Here is a 14396-nt window from a genome sequence, read left to right as displayed (position 1 = left end):
AGCTTTCTAGATTATCGTTATCAAGAAGTAAATGACATCGCTGTCAATGCTGTAAGAAAAAAAGCGCCAATTGGCGCTTTTTTTGTGTTTGCTGTTTGTTAATTTTCTTTATGTGTTTTCAGCATCGCGTATAGCTCGTCTTTTAGGTGTAAACGACGCATTTTTTGTTTTTCTAGGTATGCGTCAGAAGTATTTTCAACGCCTTCTTCAATGCGGATCACTTCGTGATCAAGATCGTGGTATTCCTTAAATAATTTAGAAAAGTGCGCATTAGTCATTTTTAATTCGCGAATTTCTTCATTAAACTCTGGAAACTCATGATGCATGTCGTGTTTTTCAATAAACATGGGTGTTATTCCTTATTGTGCACAGTTGATACAAGTTTGAACATAGGGTAATGCATGTAAACGCTCGCGTGATATTTCGCTTTCGCACTGGCTACAAATGCCATAATTATTGTTTTCTAAGCGCGAAATAGCGGCATTTACTTGTTGTAATTCCAATTTTGCCTCATGGCGTATGCCATCGAGCACTTGGTCGTTTTCACTCTCTGTCGCTTGCTCTGCAAAGTCTTGCGAGCGACCTTTTTTAAAATCTGAACCAATCGCATTGATGCGTTTATTGAGTTCGATTTGTTTTTCTTTAAGCTCGATTAAAATTGCGTTTTTGTTCATAACGCCTCCTATTCTTTAATTATTAATCTACGCCGCTTTGATGGGATTGCGTTGATCTAGCGCAAAAAAATAACGCCTTTGTGCTGTTCATCGAAAATGCTTGAAATTGACGCGTTTGCCTTGCAAATTGAATAGAGTGTTTTGTTCTTTGTTGTTGCTTCTTGACTTAGACCACTAGGACTACAAAGCCACGCCGCGATCAAAAAAGCTTTGGATTTGAACAGAATTTAGACCACAAAGATCAATACGCTCTAAAAACAAAAGGAAAACAATAATGAACAAACGACTCGCAACTGCGTTTTTAACAGCGTTTTTATCTACTAGCGTGTTTGCATCAAGTGAACAGCCTTTCTCAATCGCCATCCACGGTGGAGCAGGTACGATAGACAAAAGTAAATTTACCCCTGAAAAGGAAGCGGCGTATCGGGCTAAACTACAAGAAGCAGTAGAAGCAGGTTATAAAGTGCTTGAAAACGGTGGTGAGAGCTTAACCGCGGTCACTACAGCCATTAATATCTTAGAAAACTCGCCGTTTTTTAACGCCGGCATTGGTGCCGTTTACACTTATGATGGACACCATGAACTTGACGCATCAATTATGGATGGACGTGACCGTCAAGCGGGTGCCGTAGCAGGTGTAAAGCACATTAAAAACCCAATTGATTTAGCACGTTTAGTAATGGAAGAGTCTGTACACGTAATGCTAAGTGGCAATGGCGCAGAACAATTTGCTAAGAAAAACGGCATGAGTTTAGTTAATAACAGTGTGTTCGACACCGAGCACCGTTATAAAGCGCTAGAACGTGCCAAAAAGAAACTCAATAAAACAGAGAACTACCAAGCAAATCATCGTGCACTGCTTGAGCAATATAAAATGGGCACGGTCGGCGCTGTGGCGTTAGATAAACACGGTAACTTGGCAGCTGGTACGTCAACCGGTGGTATGACGGCAAAACGCTTTGGTCGTATTGGTGATTCGCCTGTGATTGGGGCGGGTACTTTTGCTGATAACCGTTCATGTGCGGTGTCAGCCACAGGCCATGGTGAATATTTCATACGTTACAGTGTGGCGTCTGATATTTGTGCTCGTGTGCAGTATCAAGGCAAAACCATTCAGCAAGCCGGTGATGAAGTAATTCATGATGTACTTAAACCAATAGGGGGCACAGGTGGCGTAATTATTGTTGATAGTAAAGGTAATATTAGTCTGCCATTTAATACTAAAGGCATGTATCGCGCGTCAAAACAGGCAAATCAGCCTACCTATGTGGCCATTTTTAAAGATGAATAAAGGCATTTTTTAGGGTCTGTTGACCTTTCAAGTTCGTTTTTGCAGCAGTTTGATTGGGTTTTATACAAGGCAGAGGCTGCGTGGCATAGTTATTCTATGTGAGTCAGCCGATAACACAGTAGAAAAGCCAATCAAGCGCTGCCGAACGGTTCTTTTGATCGCACTTTTCTCATTGTTGCTCGATATTCGCTTAGATTGCTAGGCCACACATCGAGCGCAGCGATAAAAGCACGCTCAAACAGAACAAAAATAGAACAGCAAAGATCAACAGACCCTAGTTGAATAAAATTAAAATAAGGGAAGCGCAATGCTTCCCTTATTTTATGACAATCAATTTGTTATTATTAGCCTTTTGAAATTCCGCTTTATTCTATCTATGGCTAATCCACAACAGCAGCTCTATTCACTCTTAAAAAATTGTCTTAAGAAAGATCAGTTTTTCTTCAAACGTCGCCTCGATGGTGTGAAAAAAATAAATGATGAAGCAAAACAGGTGAAGGTGCTTACCACAATTACAAAAGACATTGAAAAAAGCATCGAGCTGAGGGAGTTACGTTTAAAGCAATTGCCAAAGGTGAGTTATCCAGAAAACCTACCGGTTAGTCAGAAAAAAGACGACATTAAAAAAGCCATTAGCGAAAATCAGGTGGTGATTGTCGCGGGTGAAACCGGTTCAGGTAAAACCACTCAGTTACCAAAAATTTGTTTAGAGCTTGGCCGAGGTGTTGCAGGTTTAATCGGCCACACCCAACCACGCCGATTAGCGGCGCGCAGTGTTGCCGCCCGTGTTGCTGAGGAAATTGGCACCACCATAGGTGATAAAGTGGGTTTTAAAATTCGCTTTAGTGATCAAGTTTCTAACTCAAGCTATTTGAAGCTGATGACTGATGGTGTGTTGCTCGCGGAAATTCAACAAGATAGATTTTTAAACCAGTACGACACCATCATTATCGATGAAGCGCACGAACGCAGTTTAAATATCGACTTTATTTTAGGTTATTTGAAAAACCTGTTACCTAAACGCCCCGATTTAAAACTGATTATCACCTCGGCAACCATCGATCCCGAGAGATTTTCGAAGCATTTTAACAATGCGCCGATTATTGAAGTATCGGGCCGCACTTACCCAGTTGAGGTACGTTATCGTCCGTTAACGGAAATCGACAAAACAGAGATGGAAGCAGAGGGCGATCAACTGCAAGGTATTTTTGATGCGGTTGATGAGCTAATGCAAGCTGGGCCGGGCGATATTCTTATTTTTATGAATGGTGAGCGTGAAATTCGCGACACGGCAGATGCGCTCGCAAAACGCGGCCTTGCAAATACCGAAGTGTTGCCACTTTATGCGCGCCTTTCAAATGCTGAGCAAAACCGTATTTTTGCCTCGCATTCGGGCCGTCGCATTGTATTGTCTACTAACGTTGCTGAAACGTCACTTACGGTTCCGGGTATTCGTTACGTTATTGACCCTGGTACGGCACGCATTAGCCGATATAGCTACCGTACTAAGGTTCAACGTTTACCAATTGAAGCAATTTCGCAGGCCAGTGCTAATCAGCGTAAAGGGCGATGTGGTCGTGTGGCGGAAGGTATTTGTATTCGCCTTTATTCAGAAGAAGACTTTTTGGGCCGCCCTGAATTCACCGACCCAGAAATTTTAAGAACAAATTTAGCGTCAGTAATTCTACAAATGTTGGCACTTGGCTTAGGCGATATTGCGAAATTCCCATTTGTGCAAGCACCTGATAACCGAAATATTACCGATGGTCTTCGCTTACTTGAAGAGATTCAGGCAATTACACCGGTTACACGCAAGAAAGATTATAAGCTGACTAAAGCAGGGCGCGAATTAAGCCGCTTACCAGTTGACCCGCGGCTAGCAAAAATTGTACACGCAGCGAAAGATTTCGACACCATGTTCGAAGCGATTGTGATTGTGGCGGCGTTATCGATTCAAGATCCACGAGAATTCCCGCAAGACAAAAAAGCCAAAGCACAAGAAAGCCATAGCCGCTTTGCGGACAAAGATTCTGATTTTATCGGCTTTTTAAACTTATGGCGTTATTTAGAAGAGCAACAACAAGCGTTGTCGCGCAGCCAATTTAGAAAGCTTTGCCAAAACGAATTCTTTGCTTATATGCGTGTGCGTGAATGGCAAGACATTGTTTATCAACTGGTATCAACATGCGAAGAAATGGGCTTTAAAATTAACCAAAACCCAAGCGATTACGAAGCAATTCATAAATCAATTTTGGCAGGTATGCTCAGCCACATTGGTATGAAAGATGAAAATCAGCAATACACAGGGGCGCGTCAAAGTAAGTTTTTTGTATTTCCAGGCTCAGGTCTTTTCAAAAAGTCTCCGAAATGGTTAGTGGCCGCGGAGCTTGTTGAAACCAGTAAACTCTTTGCCCGTATTAATGCCAAGATAGATCTTGCATGGGTAGCGCCACTTGCACAGCATTTGGTGAATCGCAGTTACAGTGAACCGCACTGGCAAAAGAAAGCAGGCGCGGTAATGGCGTTTGAACAGCAAACCCTTTATGGCTTAACCATTGTTTCACGTAAAAGCGTGCAATTTAATAAAATAGACGCCAAGTTAAGCCGTGAAATTTTTATTCGCAGTGCGTTGGTTGAACAACAGCTTGGCCAAAGTGAAAGCTTTTTAAACTTTAATCAAAAGCTGATTGATGAAGTCCAAGATCTTGAGCACAAAGCACGTCGTCGCGATATTTTAGTCGATGAAGAAACCTTGATGGACTTTTACCATCAACGATTGCCAGATAACATCACCAGTCGCGTTGAGTTTAATACTTGGTGGAAGAGTAAAAAGAAAACCGAGCCAAAATACCTGCATATGGATAAAGCGGCGTTAATGCAACATGATGCGGCGCATATTAGTAAAGACAATTACCCGGACGTTTGGCAGCAAGGCAATTTGTTCTTCCCGTTAGAATATCATTTTGAACCGGGGCAAGCATTGGATGGAGTAGTGGTGCAAGTGCCTTTAGCGCTGTTAAACCAAGTGGAAGATACGGGTTTTGATTGGCATATTCCGGCGTTTCGTCATGAGCTGATCACCGCCTTAATCAAATCGTTACCGAAAACAACGCGCCGTAATTTTGTGCCAGCGCCTAATTACGCTGATGCCGTAATGGCGTCGCTTGAGCCAATGCAGGGCAGTTTTATTGAAGCAATCAGTAAGCAGTTATTGCGTATGTCTGGTATCACGATTAAAGCGCAAGAGTGGGATTATTCTGCGTTGCCAAGTCATTTGAAACTTCAGTTTGCGATTAAAGATGATAAAAATAAATTGCTTGCAAGTGGTTTCGACTTAACTGAACTTAAAGAAAAACTGAAAGGTAAAGTAAGTGACAATCTTGCCAAAGTGGCTGAAAAAGGCATAGAACAAAGTGACTTAATTGAATGGTCATTTGGTGAATTACCGGCATCTTACGTACAAAAACAAGGTCAGTACGAGGTTAAGGCGTATCCAGCTTTAGTAGATGAAGGAAAGTCCACAAGCATTAAATTGTTTGATGCTAAAGACAAAGCAGATAGTGCACACTTAAAAGGCTTACGCCGTTTAGTGTTATTAAACATTCCATCACCGATTAAGTATTTACAGCAAAAACTGCCAAATAAGGCGAAGTTAGGCCTTTATTTTAATCCGTTTGGTAAAATTAACGAGCTGATTGACGATTGTATTGCAGCCGCAGTTGATGACATTTTGGCTGCGAGCAGCGCTGTACGCGATGAGCAATCGTTTTCCGAGATTAAAGAAACCATTCGCGGTGAGTTGGGTGATGCAGTTGTTGCTATTGCACTCGATGTTGAAGCGGCACTTAGCCTAGTTAGTGGCTTGAATAAAAAGCTTAAAGGTAAAACCGATCTCACTATGATCTTGGCGCAAGGTGATATCAAGGAACAGTTATCACAGCTTATTTTTAAAGGCTTTGTCACCCGTCACGGCGCCAAGCGCATCAAAGATGTGATCCGCTATTTAAAAGGCATTGAGCGACGATTAGAAAAACTGCCGATTGACCCGCATCAAGATAAACTTAAAATGTTAGATGTGGAAAAAGCGCAAAAGCTACTTAGCGATGCACTTGGTAAAGCGCGTTCAAACAGTGAAAAACAGAAACTTGAAGAAGTACGCTGGATGATTGAAGAGCTGCGCATTTCAATGTTTGCACAGAATTTAGGTACAGCGTATCCTATCTCGTTGAAGCGCATACAAAATGCAATCAAAGAGAGTAGTAGCGAATAAATATCACAAGAAAATGTAAATTTTTTGTTATTGGAAATCGGCATTTGCTGTGGTAATAATAAACCTGCGACAGGAAGTTTAGGGGAAATCTAATGTTGTATGAAGACAAGCGTAATTTTTTTCGCATGTTAGTAAATGCCGAAGCACAGCTAGTAATTTTAGACTCAGAAGCTGGCCGTAAAATTGATGGTGTATGCCGAGATTTAAGTGCAACGGGAATGGCAATTGAAATCGATGAGCCATTAGAGGTAAGCACACAAGTAAAAGTGCGCATCGATGCCACCAATAACAGTGTGCCGGCACTTGATGCACTAGCAACTGTGGTGCGCTGCAGCGAAATAGAAGATCAAGAGTATTTGCTGGGTTTAGAAGTACTGGAAATAAATTAAAAAAGGAGCATGATGCTCCTTTTTTAATGACAAAATCTGCCTGAAATAAAACGAACTTGAAAGGTCAATAGACCCTAGACCTAAGCTTTACTTTGTTGAATATAAAGAATTTAGTGTTGACATAATGCGCTAATGGCGGCAACGTAGTTGTGATTTTAGCAAAAAGGATATGTGTATGTGGTCATGGATAATGATAGTACTAGGCCTAATCGCATCTGGGTATTTTACCGATGTGTATTCTGAATCAAACTTGCAAGCGATAGTGTGCCCGATTATTTTTGTGATACTGATTATTACCACTTTAATTAAAGCATCACTTCTTTCATCTGGTCTTAGTAACTCTAGCCGCGGAACCAATGGAACTAGCTTTAGTGGCGGTGGATTTCTCAGTGGTGATAGTGGTTCAAACGGTGGCGATTGTTCTGGCGGGGGCGGTGACTGTTAAATTTGAAACTTAAAAAGAACTGTCAGATGCAATAACCTGAATCTGACAGTTTAAGTCTTTATAATACCTTACAGATAAGGCCTTTAAGGTAGAATCCTTCAGGGTATTCCCCCGCAATTGGGTGATCTGGTGCTTGATTTAATCGTTCCATAATACGCAGCTCTCGGCCCGCATCTAATGCCGCATCGGCAACCACTTTTTGGAATAAATTCTGTTCCATTAAACCAGAGCATGAGAAGGTTAATAACGTGCCACCTGGTTTTAAAATTTGCATGGCAATCATATTGATATCTTTATAACCACGACATGCACCGGTCAATTGTGCTTTACTGTCTGCAAACTTAGGTGGATCCATCACAATCGTATCAAATTTCACGCCGTTTTCACGATATTCACGCAGTAATTTGAAAACGTCTTGTTTGATAAAGTCTACTTTTGATAGATCAAGATTGTTATGCTCGACATTGCGTTTGGCAATGGCAAGAGCACTCTCTGATACATCCACATTAGTCACTTTGTCGCAGCCTGCTTTTAATGCGTACAGACTAAATGTACCTGTATAGCTAAAGCAGTTAAGTACGGTTTTATCTTTAGAGAAACGACTCAGCGCATTACGACTATCGCGTTGGTCTAAGTAAAAACCGGTTTTGTGGCCACCTAAAATATCCACTTCCAACGCCAAGCCATTTTCCATTATTTTAACCGGCTCGGTTGGTGCACTGCCGTGTAATACGCCAGTAATTGGCTCCAAGCCTTCTTTTTTACGTACATCAACGTCAGAACGTTCATATACGTTACAACCTGGGAATAATTTAATTAGTGCTTGTACTAATTCGCCTTTATGGCGTTCGGCACCGGCACTTAGTAACTGGCACACTAAGTAGTTATCAAACTTGTCAATGGTGATGCCCGGTAGGCCGTCTGATTCTGCTGCACACAATCTAAAACCGGTTAGCCCACCTTCTTCAATAACATAATCGCGTAAACTAAGGGCTTGCTTTAATCGGTTATAGAAAAAGTCTGTATCAACAATGGTATTTTCATCAAACGACCAAACACGTGCGCGAATTTGTGATTGCGGACTGTAAGCTGCAATTGCTAAAAATTTACCATCTGCATCGTAAACGCTAACGGTGTCACCTAAGCCCGGGTTGCCCTTAACTTTTTTAATGGCTTTAGAAAAAATCCAAGGGTGTTTGCGCTTTAACGACTTTTCACGCCCTGGTTGAAGATAAATAACCCCAGACATAATGGCTCCGGTTGTTGCAGATAAAAAAGGTCGTTATTTTAGTTAACCTCGTAGGTGCTTACAAGTAGAATACGCTTTTGCAGTCGGACAATTGCTATGAAGATTCTTATTGCCACAGATATTTTTGGTGAAACCCCATCACATTTGGCACTTTGTGAACGCTTAGCGTCACATCATTCAGTTACGTCTCTTTCCCCGTACGAGCATAACCCCCCAGCATTTGCGAATGAATCAGACGCCTATCAGTATTTTTTACAATCAGGTGGTATGGATAACTATCTGTCACGCTTTAAAAGTTTGAAAAATGCGGGTGAAATTGACATCGCCCTTGGTTTTAGTGCTGGCGGCGCGGCAGTCTGGGCGGGACAACACTTGCTACCGTCACTTAAAAAAGCGATAGCTTTTTATCCCGGGCAAATCCGACACTATCTAGAAGTGCAGCCTGTTGCACCTTGGCATATTGTGTTTGCACATTACGAAGCGCATTTTGACCAAAACCAAGTAATTGACGCGTTGTTGCCAAAAACTGCGCTTTCTCTTTATCGCGCGCCATATCGCCATGGCTTTGTAAATCCAGAATCGCTGCAGTTTAATCTCACGGCAAGAGAGCAGGCGATAGCCTGTCTTTTGCAAAGTATTGACGCTGTTGAAGGTGACAGTTTTGCGAATTATTATGAAAAATTTGGCAATACTAGAGTGACCGACTAAGTTTGTTTAAACAGTTGCTATTAATTTGGTGTGGATATGTCAGAGCGAACCTTAAAGGCTATTGTCGCTGGGCGCGTACAAGGGGTTTTTTATCGCGCGTCAGTCAAGCAAGTTGCAGAGCAATTAGGTATTAGTGGCTATGCAAAAAATCTTGCTAATGGTGAAGTAGAAGTTGAAGCGACTGGCCAAGACTTAAAGCTCATTAAGTTCACTGAGTTTTTAGAGCAAGGGCCAAGTAAAGCTGAAGTGGAAAAGGTGTCGTGGGATTATATTCAAACAAAACAGTTTAATGGCTTTGAGGTACAATAGCGAAAAAATTAGTACCTTTGCAATTCACTGATTATACTTACATTTATAACTAACAAAAGAATGCTCTCACGTATGAAACTACGCTTACTTTATGTTGCCTGCGCGCTTGCCTGCGCCCCTTCGTTTGCTCAATCAACTAAAAGTGATATGGAGGTGATTGAGGTCTATGCCACAAAACGTGCACAACCGATTAAACAAGTAAGCGTAACCTTATCGAGAATAGATGGTGAGCAGATTAATGCGGAGCAGTTAAAAGATATCACCGCCATTGGTCATTTAATTCCAAACGTTAAAATTTCCCAAAATGCCGCAGAGGGGACAACCCCCGCGGTGAATATCCGTGGCGTTGGCCTAATTGATTACAACACATCAAATACATCGCCTATTGCGATTTATCAAGATGATGTATCTGTTGGTGCTGCCAATAATCAATTAGTTAACTTATTTGATATCGAAAGCGTCGAAGTGCTGCGCGGACCGCAAGGTACCTTATTTGGTCGCAATAGTACCGGTGGGGCAATATTAGTTCGTAACAAGTTGCCCGAGCTAAATAATTTAGATGGCTACATAAAAGTAGGGCGAGGCAATCTAAACTTTGGTTTGCTTGAAGGTGTGGCGAATCTTCCGTTGAGCGATTCAATTGCGGCGCGAGTAGCGGTGAGCTCAAAAGAATATGATTACTCTACCAATAATTTACTTGCTGATTCAGAACAAGCGAACATGGTGCAAACCGATTATCGTATTGCTGTTTATGGGCACTGGGATAACTTCGATATGCTGTTCAAAATCAATGGCAATGACTGGGATGGCCGAGTAAATCCAGTTGGCTCTATTGGCATATTTAAAAATCCTGCCGATGGTTCTTTATGCAGTAAAGACCAACTTGGCTCAAATAGCTGTTTTGATGCGTTTGGCTTTAACGATGGCAGTGAAAACTTTTTCGATGTTATGGTGAATAATGAGCAAGAACACGATACGGAAAATGTTGGTGCGTCGCTAAAACTTAATTATCAATTTAACGATGTAACTCAGCTCACTAGTATTACCGCATATAACTCCCTTAACCGCGATCATGGTTTTAATTGTGACGGTAGTCCAGCCCAGCTATGTGAAGGCCATTTGGGTACTAAAGATGATGCGTTTAGTCAGGAAATTCGCGTATCGTCAAAGTTCGATGTTGGGCATTTAATGGCGGGCTTATTTTACTTACATGAAGATATTAAACAAAACAACTTCAACGACATTCTGCGTGACTTACGTGGCGTGCTTGATCCTAGTTTAACGACGACCTTCTTTTATGATAATACCATTAACGTTGAATCTGCAGCCTTATTTGCCCAGTTTGATTGGCAAGTCAATTCGCAATTTACCGTGGTGCTTGGCACGCGCTATACCGATGAAACGGTTAAATATGAATCCGATAGCGATTTAAACCTTGTGCTCGACCCAAGTGATTTGCTTGGCCAAACAATTGATTACTATAGGGTGTCTGGTGATGAAAGCGATGAGCAGCTATCAGGAAAGTTAGCGCTTAATTATCAAACATTATATGGCACGCAATTTTATTATTCACTTTCCAATGGTTATAAAAGTGGCGGTTACTACGGTGGCTTTATTGCCACCGAAGAACAGGCAAAGCTAGCTGCATATGGTCCTGAATATTTGATTGCGAATGAATTGGGCCTGCGTACAGAGTTATTTGATAATGCGTGGAAAATCTCAGCTGCAGCGTTCCATTATGATTATCAAGATCAGCAAGTGTTTATGAATCAGGCGAGCGCTACTCCTAATGCGCCGCCGTTACAGCTGTTAGAAAATGTCGCTTCATCAACAATCTATGGTGTGGAAGTTGAAAATACGTGGTTTGTCGGCAGCGATTTAGATATCGTGCTTAATATTGGCTACTTGCCTCATGCAGAGTTTGACGAATATACCGATCCACTTGGTAATCAGCTTACCGATAACCGTTTACCATTTACATCTGAATGGAATATTTCAAGCAACGTAAATTACCGCATTAATTTTGATAAAAGTGAACTTACGTTTGGCATTGGTAACGATTACCAGTCGGAATACTACTTTGACCAGAACATGAATGCGTTTGCGATGCAGGATGATGTACTGTTATGGCATGCAAATGTATCGTATCGTATCGCAAATTGGCATGTTAATCTGTGGGGTAAAAACTTAACAGATGAAGAGTACAGTCACTTAAAGTTCGACCTGAGCTCATTTTTAGGCATGCTCGAAGATTTTAAAGCCGAAGGCCGTCAATATGGCGTAAATCTGCGTTATCAATTTTAATTCTTGTTCGGAAAGCAGTAGATGATCAGAACACGTGGGATATACTTTTTACTGATATGTTGGTGTTTGCTGAGTCCAATTTTGGCCTCAGCAACTGTCCTGTCTGAAGAGCAACTCGGCGCTAATGTATTAATCCACGCGGTACAAATTGATAACTCACAGCCTCTAAGCTTTCCGCTAACCTTTCAAGAATCCCTCACTTGGCAACACAAAGCACAAGCCGTAAAACGACCTAATATATTTGGCGGTGAAGTGTGGTATGCGCTTTCAATTGATAATCAACTCGCTACTGGTGATTATGTATTTGCGCCGTCAAACTTTATGGCAGATGACATTGAGGTACGGGTCTTTGCCAAAAATGGCGTACAAACCACGTATTCCGGCGCTAATTACCCCTTAAATGTGCCATTTCATTTCGCCAATCGTGTTCACTTAAAACAAGGTGAGCAATATATGGTGATTATGCGCATCACCAGTAACTATTTTTACACTGCGCCAAAAGTAACGTTTAGTCACACCTCCAAGTTTGAACAGCAAGCAACTGTAAATTCAACCATAATGCTGCTTTGTTTCGGCATTGGCTTAGCGCTTGGGTTATATAACTTACTGATTTACTTTGTGTCGCGAGAAAAAATGCACTTGTACTATGCATTGTTTACCGCGTCGTGGGTATTCGCGTGGAGTCATTTCTTTTTAATTCCACAGCAGCTATTTAATGTTAACACCGCGTCTGTTCATTGGTTGGGCTTTATCTTGCTGCCGCTTACCAATGCACTGTTTTTTATTCCGTTTTTACGACTGGATGAACGCTTTCCCCAATTGGCAAAAGTCGCTTTATGGATTGGTTATGGCGCGCTCGCCGGCATTCCCATAAGTTTGTTTATGCCAGGGTTCGGCTTTATCTGGGCCACGCTCGTTACTGGAACCATGATGGTGATTGGCATGGCGTCTGGGTTACTTAGTTGGCAACATGGTTTTAAACCAGCCCGTTATTTTATTTTGGCTTACATTGCTATGCTGCTGCCGAATATGGTGGGCAATTTAAATAACTTGGGGTTATTGGGCGATGTTAACGCAAACTTTTACTTGTACGGCTTAATTGGCACCACGTTAGATGCCTTGTTATTGGCGTTTGCGGTGGCTGATAAGTTGCGTTTAATAAATCAGCAAAATATCGATTTAAGTCAAAACCTAGAACTAAAAGTACGTGAACGTACCATCGCCCTTGAAGTATTGACTGATGAACTTAAAGACGCAAATCAGGCAAAATCACGCTTTTTAGCCAACATGAGTCATGAAATTCGTACGCCGATGACCTCTATTTTAGGCTATGTGGATACCTTAAACAGTGATAACACGTTAACGCCAAACGAGCAGCGTCATGCGCTTAAAGTCATCCAAAAGAATAGCCGACATTTACTAAGCCTAATTAATGACATTCTGGATGTATCTAAGATTGAAGCAAACAAACTTACCATTGAGCAAGTACCAACGAACATCTTCCAGCTACTTTCCGAGGTAGGTTCCATTTTGGGGCGTCAAGTGCGCGATAAAGGCCTTGAATTTAATATTGATTACCATTTTCCGCTGCCTAACACCATCATGTCAGACCCCGTTAGGTTGCGCCAAATTTTACTTAATCTAGCCAGTAACTCAGTTAAATTTACCAAAAAAGGCAGTGTCAGTATTAAGGTTGAAATGGAAGAAGACGACCTGAAAATTACCATTGTTGATACAGGCATTGGTATGGATGAACAGGCCGTTAAAAAGTTATTTACGCCATTTCATCAGGGCGATATATCTACCACACGGCAATATGGTGGCACTGGTTTAGGTTTGCATATTTCCAAAAACTTAATTGAGCGCTTGGGTGGTTTAATTAATGTCTCGAGCAAACCAGGCAAAGGATCTAAATTCAGCTTTACACTGCCATGTTATACAACCACAGAAACCAAATGGCTTGATTCATACCAAGTTACGCAAGAAGCGAATACCAAGAAAAAACAATCTGGCGAGGTTAAAAAACTCGAGGGCAGTATTTTGCTGGCAGAAGATCACCCTGATAATCGCCTGTTTATATCCCGAATGCTTGAGAATTTAGGATTTCAGGTTACGTGTGTTGAAAATGGTGCACTGGCAGTTGATGCCACCTTTACCGATGAGTTTGATATTATTTTGTTAGATATTCAAATGCCAGTGATGGATGGGATTGAAGCCCATGAATTAATGCGCTCAACGGGTGTATCGTGCCCGATTTTGGCGCTTACTGCTAATGCAATGACAGATGAAATTAAACACTATTTATCAGTAGGATTTGATGATCATATCGCTAAACCCATTGATCAAACCGAGTTTTATGAAAAGCTGAGTAAGTATACTGGTATACCAATTGAAGTTGCGGCCATTCCAGAGCAAGACTTAAAAATTATGCGTTTGCAATTTATTAATAACTTAATGGAACAAAAAGCCCTCGCTGAGCACCTATTTTGTTTGGGTGATAATAAAGAGTTGGCTAAACTGTGTCATGCAATTTATGGCGCTGCAGGTATGTTTGGCTTTGATGAGTTGGGTCAAATGGCTAAAGGTTTAGAAGGCGCTTTGAAATCACAATCACAAAAAGATATTAGCTCATCTTATCAATCATTTATGCGCTCGATTAAACAGGTGAGTTAAATTTCCCCGATTTATGCTTAACCCGTTTAGCTTTATTTTAGATATGTAATGACCGTTTTAGGTGTTTTACCTATTAAATTGTTG

General features: G+C 41.4%; 11 protein-coding genes. 8 read left to right on the top strand and 3 right to left on the bottom strand.

The window, feature by feature from the left end:
- Positions 1-98: 98 nt before the first annotated feature.
- Both AC2IOM_RS12495 and AC2IOM_RS12490 read right to left on the bottom strand, forming a co-directional pair.
- Complete coding sequence (locus AC2IOM_RS12495) at positions 99-347, bottom strand: HP1242/YdcH family protein (protein ID WP_010560313.1); 249 nt, start codon at positions 345-347, stop codon at positions 99-101.
- A gap of 12 nt (positions 348-359) precedes the next feature.
- Positions 360-674 carry a TraR/DksA family transcriptional regulator gene (locus AC2IOM_RS12490; protein WP_010560312.1) on the bottom strand — a complete coding sequence of 105 codons (315 nt, stop codon included), beginning with the start codon at positions 672-674 and terminating at the stop codon, positions 360-362.
- Positions 675-948: 274 nt separating this feature from the next.
- Here AC2IOM_RS12490 and AC2IOM_RS12485 point away from each other — a divergent pair, with 274 nt between their 5' ends.
- The 4 genes from AC2IOM_RS12485 (at position 949) to AC2IOM_RS12470 (ending at position 7069) form a co-directional block, all read left to right on the top strand.
- A complete protein-coding gene (locus AC2IOM_RS12485; protein WP_486358553.1) occupies positions 949-1965 on the top strand; it encodes an isoaspartyl peptidase/L-asparaginase family protein in 1017 nt (338 codons plus the stop codon).
- A gap of 376 nt (positions 1966-2341) precedes the next feature.
- The gene (hrpA, locus tag AC2IOM_RS12480) at positions 2342-6235 is read left to right on the top strand and encodes an ATP-dependent RNA helicase HrpA (protein WP_486359563.1); all 3894 of its coding nucleotides are present in this window, start codon (positions 2342-2344) and stop codon (positions 6233-6235) included.
- A gap of 92 nt (positions 6236-6327) precedes the next feature.
- Positions 6328-6624, top strand: a complete 297-nt coding sequence (locus AC2IOM_RS12475) for a PilZ domain-containing protein (RefSeq protein ID WP_010560309.1) — start codon at positions 6328-6330, stop codon at positions 6622-6624.
- A gap of 175 nt (positions 6625-6799) precedes the next feature.
- Entirely contained in the window at positions 6800-7069 is a 270-nt protein-coding gene (locus AC2IOM_RS12470; RefSeq protein WP_486358552.1) for a hypothetical protein, read from the top strand.
- Positions 7070-7127: 58 nt separating this feature from the next.
- Here the strand turns inward: AC2IOM_RS12470 and AC2IOM_RS12465 are convergent, their stop codons facing one another.
- Positions 7128-8318, bottom strand: coding sequence for a class I SAM-dependent methyltransferase (locus AC2IOM_RS12465; protein WP_486358551.1), 1191 nt, complete (start codon positions 8316-8318; stop codon positions 7128-7130).
- Between the two features lie 96 nt (positions 8319-8414).
- Between AC2IOM_RS12465 and AC2IOM_RS12460 the strand changes: the two genes are divergently transcribed.
- From AC2IOM_RS12460 to AC2IOM_RS12445, 4 genes are all read left to right on the top strand, one after another.
- Positions 8415-9026 carry a dienelactone hydrolase family protein gene (locus tag AC2IOM_RS12460; protein ID WP_486358550.1) on the top strand — a complete coding sequence of 204 codons (612 nt, stop codon included), beginning with the start codon at positions 8415-8417 and terminating at the stop codon, positions 9024-9026.
- A gap of 36 nt (positions 9027-9062) precedes the next feature.
- The gene (locus tag AC2IOM_RS12455) at positions 9063-9335 is read left to right on the top strand and encodes an acylphosphatase (protein WP_010560305.1); all 273 of its coding nucleotides are present in this window, start codon (positions 9063-9065) and stop codon (positions 9333-9335) included.
- A 72-nt stretch (positions 9336-9407) separates the two neighbouring features.
- Positions 9408-11639 carry a TonB-dependent receptor gene (locus AC2IOM_RS12450; RefSeq protein WP_486358549.1) on the top strand — a complete coding sequence of 744 codons (2232 nt, stop codon included), beginning with the start codon at positions 9408-9410 and terminating at the stop codon, positions 11637-11639.
- Positions 11640-11720: 81 nt separating this feature from the next.
- Entirely contained in the window at positions 11721-14312 is a 2592-nt protein-coding gene (locus tag AC2IOM_RS12445) for an ATP-binding protein (protein ID WP_486358548.1), read from the top strand.
- Positions 14313-14396: the final 84 nt, after the last annotated feature.

The organism is Pseudoalteromonas sp. NS-SX12 (assembly GCF_057367955.1).
This window is presented reverse-complemented; position numbering and strand designations above follow the sequence as displayed.

Bases quoted from the DNA above. Each gene is read 5' to 3' on its own strand.
- AC2IOM_RS12470 (WP_486358552.1), top strand. From the start codon at position 6,800: ATGTGGTCATGGATAATGATAGTACTAGGCCTAATCGCATCTGGGTAT.
- AC2IOM_RS12450 (WP_486358549.1), top strand. From the start codon at position 9,408: ATGAAACTACGCTTACTTTATGTTGCCTGCGCGCTTGCCTGCGCCCCT.
- AC2IOM_RS12460 (WP_486358550.1), top strand. From the start codon at position 8,415: ATGAAGATTCTTATTGCCACAGATATTTTTGGTGAAACCCCATCACAT.
- hrpA (WP_486359563.1), top strand. From the start codon at position 2,342: ATGGCTAATCCACAACAGCAGCTCTATTCACTCTTAAAAAATTGTCTT.
- AC2IOM_RS12475 (WP_010560309.1), top strand. From the start codon at position 6,328: ATGTTGTATGAAGACAAGCGTAATTTTTTTCGCATGTTAGTAAATGCC.
- AC2IOM_RS12465 (WP_486358551.1), bottom strand. From the start codon at position 8,318: ATGTCTGGGGTTATTTATCTTCAACCAGGGCGTGAAAAGTCGTTAAAG.
- AC2IOM_RS12485 (WP_486358553.1), top strand. From the start codon at position 949: ATGAACAAACGACTCGCAACTGCGTTTTTAACAGCGTTTTTATCTACT.
- AC2IOM_RS12495 (WP_010560313.1), bottom strand. From the start codon at position 347: ATGTTTATTGAAAAACACGACATGCATCATGAGTTTCCAGAGTTTAAT.
- AC2IOM_RS12455 (WP_010560305.1), top strand. From the start codon at position 9,063: ATGTCAGAGCGAACCTTAAAGGCTATTGTCGCTGGGCGCGTACAAGGG.
- AC2IOM_RS12490 (WP_010560312.1), bottom strand. From the start codon at position 674: ATGAACAAAAACGCAATTTTAATCGAGCTTAAAGAAAAACAAATCGAA.